Here is a 22,211-nt window from a genome sequence, read left to right as displayed (position 1 = left end):
CAGGGATGAGCCAACGGTTAGTGGATGCCAAACGCGCCCTGTCACGGGCGGAGGCCGACGCGCTGGTAGAACGCCTCGCGGACGAGCTTTCCCAGCATTACGGCATCACCGAGGTCGAGCTTTTCCTGGTCGACTACCGGCTGGCCGCGCTCCTCCCGCTGTCCGGCGGCGACCAGGTGACCAAGCCCGGGCACCCGGCCTGGCGCAGCTTCGACCACCAATCGGAAGCCATGGTGGACGACGTCCTGTTCCTCCCGGTTACCATGCGCGGCAACCGGCTCGGGGTGTTGCGGCTGGCACCGGTCCCCGACGATGACGACGAGGCTCGCGGCGAGCTGGCCGACCTGGCGACCTATCTGGCCCATGAGGTGGAGGCGGTCCGCTACAGCACCGACCGCTACGTGATGGCGGCGCGGACCCGCCGGTTGACGCTGGCCGCCGAAATGCAGTGGGAGCTGCTGCCCGGCCGCAGCCGGCACCGGCCGTCGTTCGCCCTCGCGGGGCAGCTCGAACCGGCGTACGCGGTGCGGGGTGACAGCTTCGACTGGGCCGACGACGGGCACCGGCTCTGGATGTCGGCCGTGAACGGTTCCGGCGAGGGCATCGCCGCCGCGACGCTGACCAGCATGGCCACGTTCGCACTGCGCAACGCGCGGCGCGGCGGGTTGCCGCTGGCCGACCAGGCGGCGCTCGCGGACCAGGCGATCTACGCGCACTACCGGGGCGACCAGTCGCTGGCCGCGCTGCTGCTGGACGTCGACCTGGCCACCGGCATCGTGACCGCGGTGGACGCGGGGTCGCCGCAGCTGCTGTTGCTGCGCGGCGACGAGGTCAGCGACGTCGAGCTGGAGGCGCAGCTGCCGCTGGGCATGTTCGACGGCACCATCTACCGGCCGCAGACGTTCGAGCTCGAGGTCGGCGACCGGCTGTTCGTGGTCAGCGACGGCGTCTACGAGGCCGCCAACGAGGCCGGCGGCCTGTACGGCGAGACGGCGCTGACCAGGTTCATCAGGCGCAGCGGCCGGCAGGCACCGCTGGACGCGGTGCGCGCGCTGCTCGGCGAGCTGCGCGCGCACGTCGCGTCCGACCTGGCCGACGACGCGGTCGTGGTCTGTCTCGACTGGACGGGGCCCAAGGTCGAGAGTCAGTAGGCCCCGCGGCTCGCGATCACTGCGCCGACCGTCTTCCACAGGATCGCCACGTCGGCCGTCAGGCTCCAGTTCTCGACGTAGTAGAGGTCAAGCCGGATGCCGTCCTCCCAGCTCAGGTCGGAGCGCCCGCTGACCTGCCAGAGCCCGGTGATGCCCGGCTTGACCAGCAGCCGCCGTGCCACGTCGCCGTCGTAGCGGGCCACCTCGCGCGGCAGCGGCGGGCGCGGACCGACCAGGCTCATCTGGCCGAGCAGCACGTTGACCAACTGCGGCAGCTCGTCGAGCGAGAAGCGCCGCAGGAACCGGCCGACCCGGGTGACCCGCGGGTCGTCGCGCATCTTGAACATCAGCCCGTCGGTCTCGTTGCGCGCCTTGAGCTGTGCCAGCACCTCTTCGGCGTTGACCACCATGGTGCGGAACTTGAAGACGCCGAACTCCTTGCCGGACATGCCCACCCGGGTCTGCCGGAAGAACACCGGGCCGCGGCCGTCGAGCTTGATCGCGATCGCGATGACCAGCAGCAGCGGCAGCGCCAGGGTGAGCGCGACCAGCGCGGCGGCCCGGTCGAAGAAGCCCTTGACCAGCTTGCGGCCGCCGCGGAACTCGGGCGCCTCGACGTGGATCAGCGGCAGCCCGGCGACCGGCCGGGTGTGGATGCGCGGGCCGGCGACGTCGGTCAGCGCGGGCGCCAGCACCATGTCGACGCCGGTGCCCTCGAGCTGCCAGCCCAGCCGGCGCAGGCGGATGGCGGTCAGCTCACCCGAGGTGGTGACCGCGACCGTGTCGACGCCGGTGGCCTCGACCGCCTGGAGCACCGTGCGGAACGAGCCGACCACCGGCACGTCGCCGAGCCGCTGCGGCACGGGCGCGATCAGGGCGTCCGGGATGCAGGCGCCGACCACGTGGTAGCCGGCGTACGGCTCGCGGCGCAGCGTGGCGACCAGCTCGTTGACGTGCGACGCGTCGCCGACCACGAGCACCTGACGCGACCAGGCGCCGTCCCGCTTGCGCGCGCGGTGCAGCCACTTGCGGGCCGCGTACCGCCCGATCACCAGGCCGACCAGGCCGAGGATGAAGCTGAACAGCAGGAACCAGCGGGCCACGCCGAGGTCGATGACGTAGCCGACGATCGCGATCGCGCCGGCGAGCCGGATCGTCGCGGCGGCCACGCGGCGGAACTCGTCGACGCCGTAGCCGAGCAGCCGGGCGTCGTAGCTGCGCATGAGCTTCAGCGAGACGAGCCAGACCACGCCGAGGCCGACCATGATGACGGCGTACGGGCGCGAGTCGCGCGGCGCGCCGCCGCCGAACTGTTCGGACAAGCCGCCGAAGCGCACGGCGTATCCCCCGAGGACGGCGATTGTGATCATCGCGGCGTCGATCAGGAAAACGGCGCGCACATATGTGCGTTGGCGGGACTTCACCAGCGCCGCTGTCACGGCGCCACGTGTGGCTGCTTCCGGACGTGCGGAAGCAGGGTCTACCAGCGTCGCCGACGTCACCAAGCCCTCCCCAGCTCGTGGGTGTCGACGCACCGGAGCGGTGCTTGGACATCTTCGCCGATCACCCGTCCCCCGATAGAGCTGGGACGGAAAACCGTCACTTGCTTGACGGCAACCCGTTAGCTAGGCAAACGATCAGCGCGGTGTCGTCGGCCGCAGCGAGATCGCCTGCAGGAAGATGTCGCCGATCTTCGCCGGGTCCTTCGCGACGAAGACACCACCGCCGGTGATCTTCGTGATCTGGTCGAGCGGGCCGCGATTCACCTCGTCGCCGAGACCGATGATGATCAGTTGGACCGGCTTCTTCTCGTCCTTGATCTTCTTCAGCTCGTTGAGCAGGCCGGGGTGGTCGATGCCGCCGTCCGGGTCGTCGTTGCCGATGCCGTCGGTGAGCATGACGATCGAGTTGACCCGACCGCTCTGCCAGCCCGACTGCACGTTCTTGTAGGCGGCGAGAATCGTGTCGTAGAGACCGGTGTCGCCGCCCTTCTTCGGCTGGATCGCCCCGAGCTGGGTCACCAGCTTGGAGCGGCCACTGGAGACGGGCTGGATCGGGACCAGTTCCTTGTAGTCCTTGCCGCCGCCGAGGTTGCTGGAGAAGACCCAGAGCCCGACCGCCCAGTCGTCGCTGAACAGGCCGAGGCCGCGGGTCGCCGCCTGCTGGGTCAGCTGCATCCGGGTCGGGCCGCCGTTGACCTTGCCGCCCATGGTGCCGGAGATGTCGATCACCGCGAGCATCCGGGCAGGCAGCGTGACCGCCGTCCAGGTGTTGAGCGTGGCCTCGACGACCGCGGGGTCGAAGCCGCCGGCGGCGCTGCCTCCGGTGTCGCCGGACGCGGTCACCTGTGGCGTGCCGGCCGGGCTCGGCGCGCCGGCCGGTGCCTCGAACCCGTCGCCCCAGGTGCCGTCGGCGCCGCGCAGGTGCTGTGCGCCGAGTTGGTTCTTGAAGTCGGCGGTGGTCAGGACCCGGAAGAGGCCCTCGGCCGCCTTCGCCTTGATCGGGTCGGTCCCGGGCATCACGGCGTACGGGTAGTCCAGCGAGATCGGTGCCGGCTCGAGGTAGAGCGCGGCGAGCGGGATCGGCGGCTTGTCCGAGTTGTACTGCACCACGTCTTCCTCGGACATCGGTGCGGCGGAGAGCGCCTGCGCGATGCTGGCCGGGTCGTTCGACCTCGGGAAGCGGGCGAGCAGGTCCTGGCGCAGCGCCGACTTGCCCGCGGCGAGCGCGCGCAGCACGGCGGTCTGCGCCGCCTGGGCCTGCGCGCCCAGCGTGCCGGCCTGTGCGCCGAGTGCCAGCAGACCCGAGAGGCCCGCGGCGTCGCGGGTCGGCTCGACGATGCCCGGGCGGATCGCTGTGCCGGTGGTGAGCTGACCGAGCAGGTCCTGCCAGCCGAGCTTCTTCTGCGGCCAGCCGATCTGCTGCGCGACGGGCTCGGGCATGGCGATCACCACGGGACTCCGGGCGATCGACTTGCCGTTGGACGGCGCGAAGCCCGAGGCCTTGCCCTGCAGTCGCAGCAGCCAGGTCGACGAGTCCGGCACCCAGACGTCGGGCATCGTGGCGGTGCCGTTGGCGAGGCCGACGCCGGCGATGGCGACGCCGTGCTTGCCCGCGACGACCGCGGCCACGTCGACCGACTCCTGCGCGGCCACCTCGACCTTGACGCACACGCCGTCAGCCTGCGCGCCACCGTCGACCCACGACTTGGCGGCCTCCTCGATGGCGGGCGCGATCTCCGCCGCCGCGGCGACGGTCAGCTTCGCTTCCCCGGCGCATCCCGGTCGGGATACCTGCCGGTAACCGAAGTAGACGCCAGTGGAAACGAGGACGAGCGCCATCGCGGCGGCGATGACGCCAGCCCCGCGGAGCTTCATTCGCATGCGATGCCGGCCAGACACCCGACCATCTTGCGTAGCCGAACGTCGTCTCGCCAGGTACGTTCGGCCTAAAGTTACGGAGGAGAGACGAACCGATCGGTTTTCAGCACATCCTGTGACCGGCCTACTCCGACGAGTCCACGAAATCCCTTAGCTGGCAACCTTTTCCGCGGATCCCGAAATGACGGTCGTGCGGGGCGCTAGCACACAAGTCGGACTGCCTACCGGGACCGGATCGCCGACCATCGTCGGCACGCCGGTGCGCCCGTCCACCGCGAACACCGCCACCGAGTCGCCCGTCTGGTTCGCGACGTAGAGGTGGTCGCCGGCCAGCGCCAGGTGCCGCGGCCAGCGACCGCCACAGTCGACCTCGCTGACCAGCCGCGGCGCGGCACCGTCCAACGCGAACACCGAGACCGTGTCGACGCCGCGGGTCGCGAGGTAGAGATAACGGCCGTCGGCGCGGCAGGCGACCTCCGACGGGAACTTCTCGCCCGGCCGGGTGCTCGCCTCCAGCTTGTGCCGCTCACGCCAGCCCGTACCGTCGATCTCGAAGCTCGTCAGCATCGCGTCGAGCTCGCCGACCAGATAGGCGCGCCGGCCGTCCGGGTGGCGCGCGACGTGCCGCGGCCCGGTGCCCGGCGCCAACCGCAGCGGGTCGCCCGCCGGCACGAGCCGGTCGCCGTCCATCCGATAGGGATAGAGGCCGTCGGTGCCGAGGTCGATCGCGATCAGCGGACCGCCCGCCGGATCGATCGAGATCATGTGCAGGTGCGGCCCCGCCTGCCGGTCCCGGTCCGGGCCGTGCCCGTCGTGCGCGATCAGGTCGGTGCGCTCGCCCACCGCGCCGGTCTCCGGGTCGAGCGGGTGCACGGAGATCGACCCGCTCGCGTAGTTGGCGGCGAGCAGGTGCCGGCCGTCCGCGGTGACCGCGACGTGGCACGGCTCGGTGCCGCCGGTGGCGGCCCGCCCGCAGGGTCGCAGCGGGCCCGGTCCGTCCACCGCCCAGCCGCTCACCTCGCCTTCGGCGAGCTCGTTGGCGGCATAGAGCACCGGCAGCGTCGGGTGCCAGACGAGGAAGGACGGCGACGGGGTACGCGCGACCACGGCGCCCGGGGTCAGCTTGCCCGAACGCGGGTCGCGGACGGCGGCGACGATCCCCTCCCCCGTACCGCCGGATTCCTTCGTATAGCAGCCGAGGTAGACGATCTCGTCGGTCACGGGTTGATCCAATCACCGCGGGCGGATTGCTGCGGGGCGGTGGCAAATCCTATAGGATCTTTGATCGTGCAGCCGGCCCGACGGATCACCCTCACCGACGACGTGTACGCCGCAGTGCAGGCGCTGATCATGGATCACGAGGTGCAGCCCGGCGCCCGCATCAACATCGACGCGCTGGCCCGCCGCCTGGCCGTGTCGCCGACCCCGGTCCGCGAGGCGCTGGCCCGGCTCGAGTCCGACGGCCTGGTCAGCAAGACACCGCTGGTCGGCTACACGGCGACGCCGCTGCTGACCCGGGCGCAGTTCGAGGAACTGGTCGAGATGCGGCTCATCCTGGAGCCGACCGCGGCGGCCAAGGCCGCCGGTGCCGGCCTGGACGCCGGGGAGTTGGCCGGGCTGCGTGCCGACGCCGACCTGCCCGGGCCGGAGGGCGCCGACGCGATCGCCGCTTTCACCGCGCAGGACGCCCGCTTCCACCACACCCTCGCGGGTCTGTCCGGCAACCGGATGCTGCACGACGCCGTGGTCCGGCTCCGGGCCCACCTGCACCTGTTCCGGCTGCACTTCCCGGCCGCCCACTACGGCGTCAGCGCCCGCGAGCACCACCGGATCGTCGACGCGGTCACGTCCGGCGACCCCGACGCGGCCGCCGCCGCGATGCGCGACCACCTCACGGCGGCCCGCGACCGCCATCTGCCCTTCTTCGAGAGCCGGTAGCAAATGCGGATCGCCCTGTTCGTCACCTGCGTCAACGACCTGATGTTCCCGGACACCGGGAAGGCGGTGGTGACCGTGCTCGAGCGGCTCGGGCATCAGGTCGAGTTCCCGCTCGCGCAGTCGTGCTGTGGGCAGATGCACGCCAACAGCGGTTACCGCGAAGAGGCGCTGCCCCTCGTGGCCAACTTCGTCAAGACCTTCTCCGCGTACGACGCGATCGTGGCCCCGTCCGCCTCCTGTGTGGCGATGGTCCGGGAGAGCTATCCCCGGCTGGCGCCGTCGCCGTCAGTGTCCGCGGTGGCCGAGCGCACCTACGAGCTGTCCGAGTTTCTCGTCGACGAACTGGGGGTGACCGACGTGGGCGCGCGCTTCCCGCACCGGGTGACCTACCACCCGACCTGTCACGGCCTGCGCATGCTGCGGCTGGGCGACCGGCCGCGGCGGCTGCTGGAGGCGGTCGAGGGCCTTTCGCTCACGCCGCTGTCGGGTGCCGAGGAGTGTTGCGGGTTCGGGGGCACGTTCGCGCTGAAGAACCCCGGGGTGTCCGGCGCGATGCTGGCCGACAAGTGCGCGGCGGTGGTCGCCACCTCCGCCGAATACCTGGCCGCGGCCGACAACTCGTGCCTGACCCACATCGGCGGCGGGCTGTCCCGGGGGTCGTCGCCCGTGAAGCCGATCCACTACGCGCAGATCCTGGCGTCGCGATGAGCGGGAACGTCGTCACCCGACTGCCCTTCCCGGTCGCGGCTCGGCGGGAGTTGGGTGACGAGCAGCTGCGGCGGAACCTGCGCAAGGCGACCCACACGATCCGCGACAAGCGGCTGCGGGTGGTCGGCGAGGTGCCCGACTGGGAGCCACTGCGCGTGGCGGGCGCCGCGATCAAGGACGACGTGCTGGCGCGGCTGCCCGACCTGCTGGAGCAGTTCGAGGCCGCGGCGACCGCTGCCGGCGCCACCGTGCACTGGGCCCGCGACGCCGAGGAGGCGTGTGCGGTGGTCGCCGCGCTCGTGCAGGCCACCGGCACGGCGGAGGTGGTCAAGGTCAAGTCGATGGCCACCCAGGAGATCGGCCTCAACGAGGCGCTCGAGGCCGTCGGCATCCACGCGGTGGAGACCGACCTGGCCGAGCTGATCGTGCAGCTCGCCGAGGACACCCCGTCGCACATCCTGGTGCCGGCGATCCACTACAACCGCACCCAGATCCGCGACATCTTCGCGAGCAAGATGGCCGACGTCGACGCGACCACGCTGACCGACGACCCGCCCGCGCTGGCCGAGGCCGCCCGCCGGCACCTGCGGTCCCGGTTCCTGTCCACCAAGGTCGGCATCTCCGGCGCCAACTTCGCGATCGCGTCGACCGGGACGCTCGCCGTGGTCGAGTCCGAGGGCAACGGCCGGATGTGCCTGACGCTGCCGGAAACGCTGATCTCCGTGGTCGGCATCGAGAAGCTGCTGCCCACGTTCGCGGACCTCGAGGTGTTCCTCCAGCTCCTGCCCCGGTCGTCGACCGGCGAGCGGATGAACCCCTACACGTCACTGTGGACGGGCGTGACGCCGGGCGACGGACCGCAGACGGTGCACATCGTGCTGGTGGACAACGGCCGCACGGACACGCTGGCCGACCCGGTCGGGCGCCAGGCGCTGCGGTGCATCCGGTGCTCGGCGTGCCTCAACGTGTGCCCGGTGTACGAGCGGGTGGGCGGGCACGCGTACGGGTCGGTCTATCCGGGGCCGATCGGGGCGATCCTGTCGCCGCAGATGAGCGGCGAGGGTGCCAACCGCACGCTGCCGTACGCGTCGACGCTGTGTGGGGCCTGCTTCGACGCCTGCCCGGTCCGGATCGACATCCCGCAGGTGCTGGTCCACCTGCGACAGTCGGGCGTGGACGCGGCCCGCGGGCGGCCGTCGGCGGAACGCACCGCCATGCGCACCATGTCCTATGTGATGCGCGACCGCCGCCGCTACGCCGCCGCGCTGCGGGCCGCCCGGCGGGGTGCCGCGCCGCTGCGGATGGTGGCCGGCCGTCGTGGCGCGCTGCGCCGGCTGCCCTGGCCGCTGTCGGCGTGGACCTCGGTGCGCGACGCGCCCTTGCCGCCCAAGCAGACCTTCCGCGAATGGTGGGCCCGTGAGCACTCGTCCTGACGCCCGCGCCGAGGTGCTGCGCCGCGTCCGCGCCGCGCAGCCGACCGCGCCCGTGCGCGTCCCTCGCGACTACGCGGCTGACGACGGACCCGCCGGGGTCGAGCTGGTGGATCTGCTGGTCGACCGGCTGGAGGACTACAAGGCCGCTGTCCGGCGCTGCACAGCCGATGCTCTGCCGGCCGTGGTGGGCGAGTACCTGGCCGGTGCGGAGTCGCTGGTCGCGCCCGCCGGCGTACCCGAAACGTGGCTTTCTTCTTTCGAAGGGCCGGTGGCCCGCGACAGCGGGGCCCTGACGGTCGCCGACCTCGACGCGCCCGGGGTGGCGGTGTTGACCGGCTGCGCGGTGGCGATCGCGCAGACCGGGACGCTGATCCTCGACGCGGGCCCGGACCAGGGCCGCCGCCTGCTGACCCTGGTGCCGGACCACCACGTCTGCGTGGTCCGGGTCGACCAGATCGTCGAACGCCTGCCGGCCGCGCTGCGCCGGCTCGCGGACCCGACGCGTCCACTGACGATGATCTCGGGCCCGTCGGCCACCAGCGACATCGAGCTCAACCGCGTGGAGGGCGTACACGGCCCTCGTCGCCTCGAGGTCGTCATCGTCTCCTGAGCTCGACCGCCGGGGTGCGCTTGTCATGGAAGCGCTCCCATGGAAGAATGCCGATGAGCCGCTTCTACGCGGGTCGCTCGCAGACGCCGAGGGCACCGGGTTTCGTTCCAACCTGGACGGCGTGAGGGCGACGCCGCGCGCTGGCGCCTGACCGGGCCGGGCCAAGCAAGACCATCCCCCCACCCCCGGGACCTTCCCGGTCTGGCCAAGGAGAAGACACGGCAATGACTTTGTCGACAAGACGGCGGCTGCTCGCCGTCGCCGGGGCCGGCCTGCTCGCCGCCGCGGGCATCGTCGCCCCCACGTCTGCGGCCCAGGCGGCAGTCGCCTGCGACGTCACGTACACCACCAACGACTGGCCGGGCGGTTTCACCGCCAACATCACCCTGCGCAACACCGGTGACGCGCTGACCAGCTGGACGCTCGGTTTCACCTTCCCCAACGCCAGCCAGCGGGTCACGCAGGGCTGGTCGGCGACCTGGACCCAGAGCGGCCAGAACGTCACGGCGCGCAATATGGACTACAACGGCACCCTCGCCACGGGCGCCTCGACCTCGATCGGCTTCAACGGCTCCTGGAGCGGCAGCAACCCCAAGCCGACCTCCTTCACGGTCAACGGCACGACCTGCGGCGGCACCACACCGACCAACACGCCGCCGACCGTGACCCTGACCAGCCCGACCAGCGGTGCCACGTTCGCCGCCGGTGCGGCGATCCCGCTGGCCGCGACGGCGAGCGACGTCGAGGGCCCGATCAGCCGCGTCGAGTTCCTGATCGACGGCACGGTGGTCAACAGCGACACCACCGCGCCCTACTCGTTCAGCGCGACCTCGGTCGCCTCCGGCAGCCACACCGCGGCCGCCCGGGCGTTCGACGGCGGGGGCCTGTCCACCACCACCCCGGCCGTGCCGTTCACGGTGGGCGGCGGCTCGACGACCCCGACCCTGCAGGCCAGCATCGGCGCGGTCACCGTGCCCGAGGGTGGCACCGCCACGGTCACCTACCGGCTGAGCGCCGCGCCGACCAGCTCGGTCGCCGTGTCGCTGGCCAAGACCGGTGACGCCGACATCACGATCTCCCCGACCAGCTTCACGCTGACCAGCGCCAACTGGAGCACCGGCGTCGCGGTCACCGTCAGCGCGGCGGAGGACACCGACACGACGAACGGCACCGCGACGATCGCCGCGACCAGCTCGGCCGGCAACGTGAGCGTCACCGCCACCGAGTCCGACAACGACGTGCCCAGTGGCGGCTCGCGGGTCGACAACCCGTACGCCGGTGCCCGTGGCTACGTCAACCCGGAGTGGTCGGCCAAGGCGGCCGCCGAGCCGGGCGGGTCCCGGGTCTCGAACACGCCCACCGCCGTCTGGCTCGACCGGATCGCGGCCATCAACGGCACTCCGGACAGCCAGTCCAACGGCCCGATGGGGCTGCGGGCACATCTCGACGCCGCGCTCGCCCAGGGCGCCGGGTACGCCCAGTTCGTCATCTACAACCTGCCCGGCCGCGACTGCGCCGCCCTCGCCTCCAACGGTGAGCTCGGCGTCGACGAGCTGCCGCGCTACCAGAGCGAGTACATCGACCCGATCGCGGCGATCATGGGCGACACCAAGTACCGCAGCCTGCGGATCATCGCGATCATCGAGATCGACTCGCTGCCGAACCTGGTCACGAACCTCAACATCGCCAAGTGCGCGACGATGAACTCCAACGGCGGGTACGTCAACGGCGTCGGGTACGCGCTCGACAAGCTCGGCGCGATCCCCAACGTCTACAACTACATCGACGCCGCGCACCACGGCTGGATCGGCTGGGACAGCAACTTCCGCCCGACCGCCCAGAAGCTCCGGCAGGCCGCCGGCGCGTCCGGCGCGACCGTCAACGACGTGCACGGCTTCATCGTCAACACGGCCAACTACTCGGCGCTGCGCGAGCAGCACTTCAACATCAACACGACGGTCAACGGCCAGCAGATCCGGCAGTCCCGGTGGGTCGACTGGAACCAGTACGTCGACGAACTGACCTTCGCGCAGGCGTTCCGCACGGAGTTGGTCGCGCAGGGCTTCAACTCCAACATCGGCATGCTGATCGACACGTCCCGCAACGGCTGGGGCGGATCGGCGCGACCCGCGGCACCGAGCACGTCGACCGACCTCAACACGTTCGTCGACCAGTCCCGCATCGACCGCCGGATCCACGCCGGCAACTGGTGCAACCAGAGTGGTGCGGGCATGGGCGAGCGCCCGACCGCGGCGCCGGCGACCGGCATCGACGCGTACGTGTGGGTCAAGCCGCCGGGTGAGTCGGACGGCTCGAGCCGCGAGATCCCGAACAACGACGGCAAGGGCTTCGACCGGATGTGCGACCCGACCTACACCGGCAACGGGCTCAACGGCAACAACCTGACCGGCGCCCTGCCCGACGCACCGATCTCCGGCGCGTGGTTCTCGGCGCAGTTCCGCCAGCTCATGGCGAACGCCTACCCCCCGCTCTCCTGACCCCCTAGACGACGGGTCCCCGTTCCGGCCACGGCAGCCGGGGCGGGGACCCGTTTCCACGTTTATCGCAGGTCGGCGGCTCGGGTGCGGAGGTAGGTGCGTTCTGCCGCGTTGCCGGCCAGGGCGGCCGCGCGTTCGTACTCGTCGGCCGCCTCGTCGGTCCGGCCCAGCCGGCGCAGGAGGTCGGCCCGGGCGGCGGGCAGCACGTGGTAACCGGCCAGCCGCGAGTCCGCGGCCAGCAGGTCCACTTCCGCCAGCCCGGCCGACGGTCCGGCCACCTCGGCGTACGCCATCGTCCGCGCCAGCGCCGCGACCGGTGACGGATGCACGGCCAGCAGGTCGTCGTAGAGACGGACGATCGCCGCCCAGTCGGTGTCGGCGGCCCGCGGCGCCAGCGCGTGCACCGCGGCGATCGCGGCCTGGATGGCGTACGGGCCGCGCGGCTCCGGGCGCACCAGCGCCAGGCCCTCCGCGATCAGCTCTCGGTCCCAGCGCGACCGGTCCTGGTCGGCGAGCAGCACCGGCGTCCCGGCGGCGTCCACGCGGGCCGGCTGCCGCGCCTCGGTCAACAGCAGCAGGGCCAGCAGCGCGACCGCCTCCGGCTCGCCGGGCAGCAGCTCCGCGAGCAGCCGGGCCAGGTCGATCGCCCGGCCGGTGACGTCGGCGGCCGTCAGCTCCGTGCCGCGCGGCGGCGTGTGTCCCTGCACGAAGAACAGGTAGATCGTCGCGAGCACGGCCGGCAGCCGCTCGCCCAGGTCGGCCGGGCCGGGCACCCGGTACGGGATGCCGGCCGCCTGGATCTTCCGCTTGGCCCGGGTCACTCGGGCCGCCATCGTCTTCTCCGGGACGAGGAAGATCCGCCCGATGTCGGCCGTCGAGAGTCGACACACGACGTTCAGCGTGAGCGCCACCCGGGCGGGCAGTTCGAGCGCCGGGTGGCAGCAGGTGAACAGCAGCCGCAGGCGGTCGTCCGGGAACACCCCCGTGGCTCCCGGCTCGTCGACCACGAGCAGCGGCAGGCGGCGCTCGATCGCGTCCGCGTGCCGCTGGGCCGAGACAGCCTTCCGCCGGGCGGTCGCGGTCAGCCAGGCACCCGGGTTGTCGGGCACGCCGCGGGACCGCCACGCCGGCACGGCCGCGGCGAAGGCCTCCTGCACCGCGTCCTGCGCGGCGTCGAGGTCGCGGGTCAGGCGCACCACCGTGGCGAGCACCTGGGCCCACTCACGGCGGTACGCCGTCGCCAACGCGCGGTCGACCTCAGGTGAAATCGGAGATGTCCCAGATCGGCCGGATCTCCGTCGCGGTGCCGGTCGGGCAGCGCTTCGCCGCTTCGATCGCCTCGTCGAGATCCTTGGCGTCGATGATGTAGTAGCCGCCGAGGCTCTCCTTCAGCTCGGCGTACGGCCCGTCGGTGACCACCATCTCGTCACCGACCTTGCGCAGCGTGGTGGCCATGCTGGGCCCGCGCAGCGCCTCACCGCCCACCTCGGCGATGCCGCGTTCCTTGAGCCAGGCCGAGAACGTGTCGTGCTCGGCCAGACTCGCCTGCAACTCCTCGGGACGTGATTCCCAGTCGGTCTCAGGTTCGAAGAGCATGAGCATGTATTTCATGGCTTCCTCCTTCACCGGACCGACGCGCCACCCTCCCTATTTTCGACACTCACCGCAGAAGATTCATCAGGGTTCGGCGCCTCGGCCGGGGAGAGCCACGGCCACAGCAGGAACAACAGCCCCTGGTTACTCTTTGCATTCGATCGATACCTTCAAGTAAGGAGCGGCGGTGGAGGCGCCATGCGAAATGCACAGAGGGTGGCAATCGTCGGTGCCGTGGCGGCCGCGGTCGGCGCGGCTCTCTTCGCCGCATTGCCCTATGCGCTGTCGCGGCTCAACTCCTGGGTCCCCGAGGATGAGCTCGCCCGGATGGCAAACGTGGGCGAGGCATACGGCGGGCCGTCGGCGCTGCTCGCCGGGATCGCCATGATCGGCGTGACGGCCGCGCTCGTGTTCCAGATCCGCCAGTACAAGACCGGCCAAGCGATCGAGATCCGCAAGATGCAGATCGAGTTGATGCGCATGGTGATCGACGACCCGAGCCTGCGGCCGAGTTCCCCGAACTACCCGGGCCTGGATCCAGATGCACGCAACCGTGCCATCTACTCCAACCTCATGTTCAAGTATCTGGAACTGACATATGAGATCGGCTACAGCTCGCGGGAAAGCCTCGAGATCGAGCTGGCGGAGCAGTTCCGCATCTACGAGATCGGCCAGGTTTGGCGGAAGGCTCGGCGGCAGTTCGAGGCCAGCGCCTCCAACCGCGGGCAGCGCGAGTTCGTCAAGATAGTCGACCGGGCCTTGGCGGCATCGTCCGCCGAACGGGTTATCACGCCCGCCGCCACACCGATCGCCGAGAACGACCGGCGATCACCCGCCCACCGGTGGTTCATGGCGGGGGTCGTAGCGGGCGCGTGCGTGGTAACGCTCAGTCGCGGTCGAAGCGTCCCGCACGCACGTCGTCCGTGAACGCCCGCCAAGCGGCGGCATCAAGATCAAGGACCGCGGTCGGCGACTTGCTGTCCCGCACCAACACGCGCCCCGACGGCTCTCGCATGGCCTCGAGGCAATGGCCAGACTCACAACGGCTGGACCGGCGCCAAGCATCCATTGTGGACGATGGACCTCCGGACGCTACCGAGGTGTCCATTGTGAGGCTCCTTCTCATCGGTTCCGGACGGGGAGAACCCCACAGGCACGATCGCAGACGATGCCACGGAGCGTAATGGTCGTCAAGACCACAAAGGCGACCCGCCGTACGCGTCACCCGTCCTGGTAGCGCGCTACTCGGTTTCGGCGCGGGAGCGGAGGGCGGTGGGGTCGAGGACGACCACGCGTAGGCGGCTCGTGCGGACCAGGCCCGCGGTGCGGAGCACGCCCAGAGACTTGCTGACCGCCTCGCGGCTCGCGCCGATCCAGCTCGCCAGCTCGTCCTGGGAGAGTGGCAGCGCGATGCGGACCCCGCCGCCGGGCTCCTGGACGCCGAAGCGGTCCGCCAGTTCGACCAGGCGGGCGGCCACCCGGCCCGTGGTGTCCTGTGCGCCGAACTCGATGCGCTTGCGGTCCGCGTCGCGGAGGCGTTCGGCGAGCAGGCGCATCAGCACCAGGGCGACCCGGCCGTGTTCCTTGAGGTAGACCTCGAACTCGGACAGCGGCACCACCAGGCCGGTCACCGGCTCCAGGGCCAGCACGCTGGCCGAGCGGGGCTCGCGGCTGACCGCGGACAGCTCGCCGAGCAACGCGCCGGGGCCGCGGACCGCGAGCACCACCTCCGCGCCGCCCGCGGTGTGGCTGGCCGCCTTGACCCGGCCCGACTCGAGCAGCAGCACCCAGTCGGAGGTGTCCGCCTGGCGGATCAGCACCTCGCCGCGCTTCCAGCGGCGGCGCCGGCCGCGCTTCACGAAGTCCGCCCGCTCCGTCTCCGTCAACATCGCCCAAAAATCGGTCATGCGCCCGTCACCACGTACGCGCGGACGGTCTGGATCCGGCCTTTGACGTCGAGGTCGCCCAGCGGGACCGCGCGCACCGACGCGCCGGCGGCCTTGAGCGTGGTCTCGCCGATCACCACCTGGCCCGGCTCGGCCAGCGTCTGGAGGCGGGCCGCGACGTTGACCGCGTCGCCCATCGCGTTGAAGCCGCGCAGCGTCTCGCTGCCGATGTTGCCGACCAGCGCCGGGCCGGTGTTCGCGCCGACCCGGAACCTCGGCCACTCCGGATGGCCGGTGGCGATCTCGTCGACCGCCGTCTGCAGCGCGAGCCCGGCGCGGACCGCGCGCAGGGCGTGGTCGGGCTGGCGGGCCGGCGCGTTGAAGAGCGCGAGCAGCGCGTCGCCGACGAACTGCACGACCGTGCCGCCGTTGTCGAGGATCGCCGGCACGGTCACCGCGTGGTAGCGGTTGAGCATCCGCACGATCTCCGCCGGCTCGACACCCTCGGAGAACGTGGTGAAGCCGCGCAGGTCGGCGAAGAGCGCGGTGACCTCGACCAGGTCGCCGCCGAGCGCCGCCTGGTCGGGATCGGCCAGCAGCGCCGCCGCGACGTCGGGCGAGAGATACTGCCGGAACAGCGTGCCCAGCTCCCGGTAGAGGCGGGCGTTCTCCAGCGCGATCGACAGCTGGCTGGCCAGGGTGTCGAGCAGCGCGCGGCGCGCGTCGTGGGCCGGCACCGCCGGCACCACCAGCACGCCCGCCAATCGCCCTTTGACCGTCAGGGGGTACGCGCGACGACCGTCCACCTCGGTCGGATGATCCATGGGGGTCGCGGTGGTGTACCGCCGCCCGTCGATCGTCAGCGCACCGCCGGAGAACAGCCCGATCCGCACGTCACCGTAGGCCGGCCGGATCACGTCGAGGGCCTGCCGGAGCAGCCGCGCGTCGTCGAGGCCCACCCGCGCCTGCTCGCCCACCGCGACCAGCGCGCCGAGCCGCTCGGTCAGGTCACGCTCGGCCGCCAGCGCGGCGCCGGCCTGGTCGAGCACGGCCACCTGACCCTCGGTCAGGCCGAACCGGTCGCCGAGCCGGGCCGCGGGCTCTTGGCTCCCGCCGTCCCGCAGCGCGGTCACCAGGTCCTCCAACGCGGCCGTGTACTCGGCCCGGATCCGACGGTTGGTCTCGCCCGACGAGATCGCGTCGAAGAGGCCGGCGCTGCTGCCCTCGCGCCGGTACTGCACGTAGGCGCTGTAGGCGACGAAGCCGAACGCCAGCGCGAGCAGCAGGTGCCACTCCCACCAGGAGAGCTGCCACCGGCGGGCCAGCACGACCGCCAGCGTCGCCTCGGCGAGCAGCGCGAACGCGGTGATGACGCTGAGCAGGACGGCCGCCGGTCGGCGCCGGTGCCGGCGGTAGTAGGCGAGCGCGGCGAACGCGTACAACCCGATCGTGACCGCGGCGACGTAGGCCAGTGGGTCCTCGGTCTCGCCGGGTGCGGCTTTCAGCGGCGGCAGGTCGGCGACCGAGACCACGCCCCAGCCGGCGATCAGCACCGTGAGCAGGGCCTGGAGGACGTGGCGGTGGCGCAGGACGGCCGTGCCGAAGGCGCCGTCGACGTCGAGCGCGCTGGCCGCGGCGAACACCGCGGCGACGGTCAGGCCGACGGGCTGGGCCAGCTCGAAGCCGACGTTGGGGTGGTCGACCAGCACGCCGGGAGTCGCCAGGGCGTGCAGGAGGAAGAATCCGGCGCTGGTCAGGAACGCGAGCGCGACCAGGAACAGGCGGGCGTCGGCGCGGCCGGCGGAGACGGCGGCCATCCGCACGCCGATCGCGATGTTGACCCCGGCGACGACCAGGACCAGCCAGAAGTGGCTCGCCGGGTGCTGCCAGTGCAGGTCGACCGTTGGCTGGGCGAGCAGCAGCCACAAGCCGGCCAGCGGCAGCGCCAGGTGCAGCGCCCACACGGCCGCGCGCACCGGTTGCACCGCCGGCGGCAGATAGGCGCGGGCCGACCCCTCGACCACGGGCCACACCATACGCGGGAAGAACATCGCGAACTGTCATTTTTCAGCTGTGCGTTGTTGTCCACAGACGCCGGTCACGGGAGGCTGTTCTCTATAGGGAACGCCGCCGACGGGGAGTGATGATGAAGCGCTTGGGCACCGCCGTGACGCTGGTCGTCGGCCTCGCCGCCGGCGCCGGGCTGTTCGCCGCCAACAACGCGCTGACCGTCGTGGAGCCGACGGCTGCCGAGGTCGCGGCGCCCGCGCCGACCACCGCCGCACCTCCGACCGCCACCGCGCCGGCCGCCGACCGGGCGGTCACGCCGCCGCCGGCCAAGGTGCAGGCACCGGAGAAGGTCACCGTGACCTGGGCCGGTTCCACCCGCGGTGGCGCGGCCAGCATCGCGATCGCGGTCAAGGAGGGCGTCGCCGTCGCTTACGTCTGCGACGGCAACCGGGTCGAGGCGTGGTACCAAGGCACCGCGGTCGACGAGCGGCTCGCGCTCTCCGGCGCGGACGGCCGGCTCACCGGGGTGTTCGACAAGCAGCGGGCCAACGGCACGGTGACCGCCGGCGGCACCACCTATCGGTTCGACATCGGCGCCGTGCGCAAGCCGTCCGGGCTCTACCGGGCGACGGCGCAGGTGCGCAACGCGCAGGTCCGCGGCGGCTGGATCGTGGTCGACGGACGACAGGTCGGCATCCTGCAGGTCGACGGCGTCCCGCAACCGGCCCCGCCGCTCGACCTGACCAACGGCTCGGTCGTCGTCAACGGCGAGACGATCGTGCCCGTCCCACAGGGCTGAGGGCCCCCGCCTCCCGGCAAGGGCCCTCGTGGTCGGGTGCGGTCAGCTCTGCAGCATGCGGTCCAGGAAGTCGCGGTAGCGGCGGAACACGACACGCAGGTGCTCGGTGTCGGTGCCCTCGCTGGACTGCCAGCCGCCGAGGTCCGTGCGCATCTCCGCGAGCGCCTCGACCAGCGCGTCGGCCGCTTCCTCGGCCAGGCCCTGCGCCTCGGCCGCCGCGCCGCGCGGGTCGTCGACGAAGCGGAGCTGGACCTCGCGCCAGCGGTTCCGGAAGCCCTCCGCGGCCTCGGCCGTGACCAACGCGGTCACCGGGTCCGCGGCGACCTCGCCGGGCATGAGCTCGGTCTTCTCGCCGGGCTCGTCCACGCGGTCCGCGTCCAATTCTGCTTCTGCTTCGGCTTCGGCGCGGTCGTCGATCGCTTCGGCGTCGGTGCGGGTGTCGGTGCGGTTGGCGGTCATCGCCGCCGCGGCGGCCGCACCGCCCACGGTGGCCGCGCCGAAGGCGGCCGGTGCCAGGGCCGAGTCCGGGAACGTGGGGCCGCCGTCCGGGTGCTCGTCCTCGGCGCGCTCCCGCTCCAGCTCGGTGCTGTCGACCCCGAAGCGCTCGGCGTCGGTGTCGACGGGCGAGGCGACCACCGGGTCGTCGTACCCGGTGCGGTCCTCCTCGGCCTCCCGGTAGACGTCGGTCTCGTCACGGACCTCGGTGTCGTCCTCGGCCCGGACCTCGTCGTCCACCACGTCGTCCTGCACCACCACGTCGTCGTCCGCCACGTCGTCGTCCTCGGCGCGGGCCTCGTCGTCGGCGCGGGCCTCGTCGTCGGCGCGGGCCTCCTCCTCCGCATGGGCCTCTTCCTCAGCCTCGGCCTCGTCCTCGACGCGGGTCTCGTCCTCGACGCGGGTCTCGTCCTCGGCGCGGGTCTCGTCCTCGGCCCGGTCGTCGATGCCGTCGCGGTCGGCGTCCAGCGTGCCGGTCGGTTCGTCGGCGTTCTCGTGGAAGCCCTGCTCCCGTACGTTGTCGTGGTAGCCCTCGTCGTTCTCGTGGTAACCCCGCTCGGGGTCGGTCTCGACGATCTCGTCGTCCGGCGAGGTGCGCTGGACGGGCACGGGCTCCGACCGCACGGCCTCGGGGTATTCGTCGCTGCGCTGGTCCTGGTAGGTCATTGGGGGGTTCTCCTCGAAGTTAGCGGGCGTCGGTGACCGGGCCTTCGGTCTGCGGAGCGTGCACGGGCTCGTCGCCGAGCAGGTCCGCGACCAGGGCGCGGTAGTGCACCACCGCCTGGCGCAGCTGCTCGGTGCTGGCCTCGCCACGCTCGTTGGCGAGATGGATGTCATGTGCGTCGCGGTAGTTGCCGAGCGTGCGCGCATGCTCGACGGACAGGTGCGCGAGCTGGTCGTCGTAGTCCTCCGTCGGGTAGCCGCGCTCCGCGACCAATTGGGTGACCAGCTCGTCGGCGGCGCCGACCGCGCGGGCCGGGTCGTCGACGAACATGACCTGCAGCTCTTCCCAGGCGCTCGAGTAGCGCTCCCGCGACTCGGGGGTCAGGGGCGTGAGGGCGAGCTCGGCGTGGCGGCGCTCGCGGTCGCGAAGCTCACGCTCGGCGGCCGCCCGGCTCTCCTGGCTTTCGACGGCCCGGTCGTACTCCGGACCGAACCTGTCGCGCAGGGCCCGGCGACGCATCGCCGACCACGCGAAGATCCCGACCGCGACGAGCACCACGATGACGATGACGAGAACGACGATCTGGGTGGGCGACATGGGTTCCTCCTTCGTCGCCGTTATTTCCCAGATGGCAACGGTCTCGAACCCAGGTTTCGGTGAGAACTTTTCGCCGTGCACGACCAGCCGCCGAGACATCGACATGCGGCGGTAGTGCCATAGCCGGCATTTGCGTATCCTGCCCAAGGCGCACGCGTCACCGGCGGTGTCGGCTTTCTGGCGGGAGTCGACAGGACACGTGTCGTCGATCCTGCCAACCCTCGGGCGAGGACTGATGAATTCGCGCAGCTGGTCGATCCGTTCGAAGATCATTTCTTTGGTCGCCGTGCCGATCGCCGCGCTCACGGCATTGTGGATCTTCGCGACCACGTTGACGCTGGGCCCGGCGCTCAGCCTGCTTTCCGCGCAGGGCCTGCTCGACGACATCGGGCGACCCGGTGAGAACGTCGTCGCCGCGCTGCAGCAGGAACGCCGACTGTCCCTTGTCTACCTGGCCGGCAAGACCAGCCAGGAACGACTGGCCGCGCAACGCACGGAGACCGACGACGCGATCGCCGAGTTCCGCCGCCGGTCGGCCAACGCGGACACCAACGACCTGCTCGCGGGCCGGCTGACCCAGCTCGACCAGGCGTTCGCGGTGCTGCCGTCCGGGCGTGACTTCATCGACCGGCGCGACATGGACAAGGCCGGCGCGCTCGGGCTCTACAACGGCGTGATCGACGCGGCGTTCCGGGCGTTCTCGGTGCTGGTCGCGCTCCCAGACGAGGAGCTCGGCCGGGAGGCGCGGGCGATCACCTCGCTCGGGCGGGCCCGGGAGGTGCTGGCGCGCGCCGACGCGCTGCTGGCCGGCGTGCACGCCGGCGGCAAGTTCGGCGCCGACGAGCACGTCCAGCTCGTGCAGATCATCGGCACCGAGCGCTACCTCTACGAGACCGCGCTGGCCGACCTGCCCGACGACGACCGCAGCAAGTACACCCAGCTCACCGAGACCTCCGCGTTCACCCAGCTCGACGACATGCTCGACACGCTGGTCACCAAGGGTCGCAACAACGCGGCGCCGCCGGTGACCGCGACCGCCTGGCAGTCCGCGTACGACCATGTGCAGCACGACCTGCGCGACTTCGAGCTGGCGGCGTCCGACCGGCTCGCGGACCGCACGATCCCCGTCGCGACCGGCATCCTGATCCGGCTCGGCCTGGCCGGCTTCCTCGGCCTGGTCGCGGTCACGATCGCGCTGTTCATCTCGGTGCGGGTCGGCCGGGAGCTGATCCGGCGGCTGGTCGGCCTGCGCGCCGCCGCGCTGGAGCTGGCCGACGAGCGGCTGCCCACGCTGATCGGCCGGCTGCGCCGCGGCCAGGAGGTCGACGTCGCCGCCGAGTCGCCGCAGCTCGAGTTCGGCTCCGACGAGATCGGGCAGGTGGGCCACGCGTTCGCGGCGGTCCAGCGCACCGCGGTCACGTCCGCGGTCGACGAGGCGGTGCTGCGCCGCGGGCTGAGCGAGGTCTTCCTCAACATCGCCCGGCGCAGCCAGACGCTGCTGCACCGCCAGCTCGCGCTGCTCGACAAGATGGAACGGCGCACCACCGACCCGGACGAGCTGGGCGACCTGTTCCGGGTCGACCACCTGGCGACCCGCATGCGCCGCCACGCGGAGGACCTGGTCGTGCTGGCCGGCGCCGCGCCGGGTCGCGGCTGGCGGGTGCCGGTCCCGATGATCGACGTGATCCGGGGCGCGGTCTCCGAGGTCGAGGACTACCCGCGGGTCAACATCATGGCGATCGAGCCGGCGGCCGTCGCCGGGCGGGCCGTCGCCGACGTCATCCACCTGCTGGCCGAGCTGATCGAGAACGCGACGTCGTTCTCGCCGCCGCACACCAAGGTGCGGGTGTCGGGACAGACAGTGCCCAACGGGTACGCGGTCGAGATCGAGGACCGCGGGCTCGGCATGGACTCCGACGCCCTGGCCGAGGCCAACCAGCGGCTCACCGAGCCGCCGGAGTTCGACCCGGCCAACTCCGCGCGGCTGGGGCTGTTCGTGGTGGCTCAGCTCGGAGCTCGCCACGGGGTACGCGTTCAGCTCCGGCCCTCGCCCTACGGCGGCGTGACGGCGGTGGCGCTGCTGCCGAGCGCCTTGATCGAGGCCGGGACCGGTGCGCTGGCACTGCCCGGGCGCGCGCAGGCCGAGGTCGAGAGTCCGGCCGGACGCGCGCTGCCGGCCGGCGCGGACGACGGTGTGCTGGTCGCCTCCGCGACCACGGACGACGGACCGGTGTGGACGGTCCCGGACACGCCTGGCGACGGCACGTCGGCTGGTGCGTGGTCGTCGTCGCCGGGCGCGACCTGGCCGACGGCGCTGTCCGGTGGGCTCGCCGCGCCTGCCGCCCGGCCGTCGAACGGTCCGATCGCGACACCGCCGCCGTCCGCCTCGGCGGGTTCGACGGTGCCGCCGTCTGCGGGTCTGGCGTCGCGGACATCCACGGGTCTGACC

Annotated in this window: 19 protein-coding genes; 9 read left to right on the top strand and 10 right to left on the bottom strand. The window is 71.8% G+C overall.

The features are described from left to right. Nucleotides 1-5 precede the first annotated feature (5 nt). On the top strand, nucleotides 6-1,151 hold the full coding sequence (locus Air01nite_RS32675; RefSeq protein WP_203707212.1) for a PP2C family protein-serine/threonine phosphatase: 1,146 nt from the start codon (nucleotides 6-8) through the stop codon (nucleotides 1,149-1,151). Here the strand turns inward: Air01nite_RS32675 and Air01nite_RS32670 are convergent. From Air01nite_RS32670 to Air01nite_RS32660, 3 genes are all read right to left on the bottom strand, one after another. Next, a complete protein-coding gene (locus tag Air01nite_RS32670; protein ID WP_373310523.1) occupies nucleotides 1,145-2,653 on the bottom strand; it encodes a sugar transferase in 1,509 nt (502 codons plus the stop codon). The genes Air01nite_RS32675 and Air01nite_RS32670 overlap by 7 nt on opposite strands. 135 nt (nucleotides 2,654-2,788) lie before the next feature. After that, complete coding sequence (locus Air01nite_RS32665; protein WP_203707231.1) at nucleotides 2,789-4,534, bottom strand: substrate-binding domain-containing protein; 1,746 nt, start codon at nucleotides 4,532-4,534, stop codon at nucleotides 2,789-2,791. 147 nt (nucleotides 4,535-4,681) lie between these two features. Further along, complete coding sequence (locus tag Air01nite_RS32660) at nucleotides 4,682-5,752, bottom strand: lactonase family protein (protein ID WP_203707211.1); 1,071 nt, start codon at nucleotides 5,750-5,752, stop codon at nucleotides 4,682-4,684. A gap of 66 nt (nucleotides 5,753-5,818) precedes the next feature. On the opposite strand from Air01nite_RS32660, the gene Air01nite_RS32655 reads away from it, so the two are divergent. From Air01nite_RS32655 to Air01nite_RS32635, 5 genes are all read left to right on the top strand, one after another. After that, nucleotides 5,819-6,469, top strand: a complete 651-nt coding sequence (locus tag Air01nite_RS32655) for a GntR family transcriptional regulator (protein ID WP_239091121.1) — start codon at nucleotides 5,819-5,821, stop codon at nucleotides 6,467-6,469. A 3-nt stretch (nucleotides 6,470-6,472) separates the two neighbouring features. Next, nucleotides 6,473-7,177, top strand: coding sequence for a (Fe-S)-binding protein (locus tag Air01nite_RS32650; RefSeq protein WP_203707210.1), 705 nt, complete (start codon nucleotides 6,473-6,475; stop codon nucleotides 7,175-7,177). Next, on the top strand, nucleotides 7,174-8,610 hold the full coding sequence (locus Air01nite_RS32645) for a LutB/LldF family L-lactate oxidation iron-sulfur protein (RefSeq protein WP_203707209.1): 1,437 nt from the start codon (nucleotides 7,174-7,176) through the stop codon (nucleotides 8,608-8,610). Before Air01nite_RS32650 ends, Air01nite_RS32645 begins: the two co-directional genes overlap by 4 nt. Beyond that, nucleotides 8,594-9,220, top strand: a complete 627-nt coding sequence (locus tag Air01nite_RS32640; protein ID WP_203707208.1) for a LutC/YkgG family protein — start codon at nucleotides 8,594-8,596, stop codon at nucleotides 9,218-9,220. Before Air01nite_RS32645 ends, Air01nite_RS32640 begins: the two co-directional genes overlap by 17 nt. A gap of 224 nt (nucleotides 9,221-9,444) precedes the next feature. After that, nucleotides 9,445-11,718, top strand: coding sequence for a glycoside hydrolase family 6 protein (locus Air01nite_RS32635; protein ID WP_203707207.1), 2,274 nt, complete (start codon nucleotides 9,445-9,447; stop codon nucleotides 11,716-11,718). Between the two features lie 62 nt (nucleotides 11,719-11,780). On the opposite strand, the gene Air01nite_RS32630 is transcribed toward Air01nite_RS32635, so the two are convergent. Both Air01nite_RS32630 and Air01nite_RS32625 read right to left on the bottom strand, forming a co-directional pair. Then, nucleotides 11,781-12,962: an RNA polymerase sigma factor gene (locus Air01nite_RS32630; protein ID WP_239091120.1), complete on the bottom strand. Its 1,182-nt coding sequence runs from the start codon at nucleotides 12,960-12,962 to the stop codon at nucleotides 11,781-11,783. Nucleotides 12,963-12,975: 13 nt separating this feature from the next. Further along, the gene (locus tag Air01nite_RS32625; protein ID WP_203707206.1) at nucleotides 12,976-13,329 is read right to left on the bottom strand and encodes a YciI family protein; all 354 of its coding nucleotides are present in this window, start codon (nucleotides 13,327-13,329) and stop codon (nucleotides 12,976-12,978) included. A gap of 216 nt (nucleotides 13,330-13,545) precedes the next feature. Between Air01nite_RS32625 and Air01nite_RS32620 the strand changes: the two genes are divergently transcribed. Then, complete coding sequence (locus tag Air01nite_RS32620) at nucleotides 13,546-14,238, top strand: DUF6082 family protein (protein ID WP_203707205.1); 693 nt, start codon at nucleotides 13,546-13,548, stop codon at nucleotides 14,236-14,238. On the opposite strand, the gene Air01nite_RS32615 is transcribed toward Air01nite_RS32620, so the two are convergent. The 3 genes from Air01nite_RS32615 to Air01nite_RS41380 all read right to left on the bottom strand — a co-directional run bounded on the left by Air01nite_RS32615 (nucleotide 14,198) and on the right by Air01nite_RS41380 (nucleotide 17,221). After that, entirely contained in the window at nucleotides 14,198-14,326 is a 129-nt protein-coding gene (locus Air01nite_RS32615) for a DUF397 domain-containing protein (protein ID WP_239091119.1), read from the bottom strand. The two genes, Air01nite_RS32620 and Air01nite_RS32615, sit on opposite strands and share 41 nt — an antisense overlap. 226 nt (nucleotides 14,327-14,552) lie before the next feature. After that, nucleotides 14,553-15,218, bottom strand: coding sequence for a Crp/Fnr family transcriptional regulator (locus tag Air01nite_RS32610; RefSeq protein ID WP_203707204.1), 666 nt, complete (start codon nucleotides 15,216-15,218; stop codon nucleotides 14,553-14,555). Next, nucleotides 15,215-17,221, bottom strand: coding sequence for an adenylate/guanylate cyclase domain-containing protein (locus tag Air01nite_RS41380; protein ID WP_373310522.1), 2,007 nt, complete (start codon nucleotides 17,219-17,221; stop codon nucleotides 15,215-15,217). Before Air01nite_RS41380 ends, Air01nite_RS32610 begins: the two co-directional genes overlap by 4 nt. A gap of 119 nt (nucleotides 17,222-17,340) precedes the next feature. On the opposite strand from Air01nite_RS41380, the gene Air01nite_RS32600 reads away from it, so the two are divergent. Beyond that, complete coding sequence (locus Air01nite_RS32600; protein WP_239091118.1) at nucleotides 17,341-18,006, top strand: hypothetical protein; 666 nt, start codon at nucleotides 17,341-17,343, stop codon at nucleotides 18,004-18,006. A gap of 42 nt (nucleotides 18,007-18,048) precedes the next feature. On the opposite strand, the gene Air01nite_RS32595 is transcribed toward Air01nite_RS32600, so the two are convergent. Further along, nucleotides 18,049-19,167 (bottom strand): hypothetical protein, encoded by a 1,119-nt coding sequence (locus Air01nite_RS32595; protein ID WP_203707203.1) that lies wholly within the window; start codon nucleotides 19,165-19,167, stop codon nucleotides 18,049-18,051. 19 nt (nucleotides 19,168-19,186) lie between these two features. After that, nucleotides 19,187-19,762 (bottom strand): hypothetical protein, encoded by a 576-nt coding sequence (locus Air01nite_RS32590; RefSeq protein WP_203707202.1) that lies wholly within the window; start codon nucleotides 19,760-19,762, stop codon nucleotides 19,187-19,189. Between the two features lie 235 nt (nucleotides 19,763-19,997). Between Air01nite_RS32590 and Air01nite_RS32585 the strand changes: the two genes are divergently transcribed. Beyond that, on the top strand, nucleotides 19,998-22,211 hold a 2,214-nt coding region (locus Air01nite_RS32585), incomplete at its 3' end, for a nitrate- and nitrite sensing domain-containing protein (protein ID WP_203707201.1).

This window comes from Asanoa iriomotensis (genome assembly GCF_016862515.1).
GTDB lineage: Bacteria > Actinomycetota > Actinomycetes > Mycobacteriales > Micromonosporaceae > Asanoa > Asanoa iriomotensis.
This window is presented reverse-complemented; position numbering and strand designations above follow the sequence as displayed.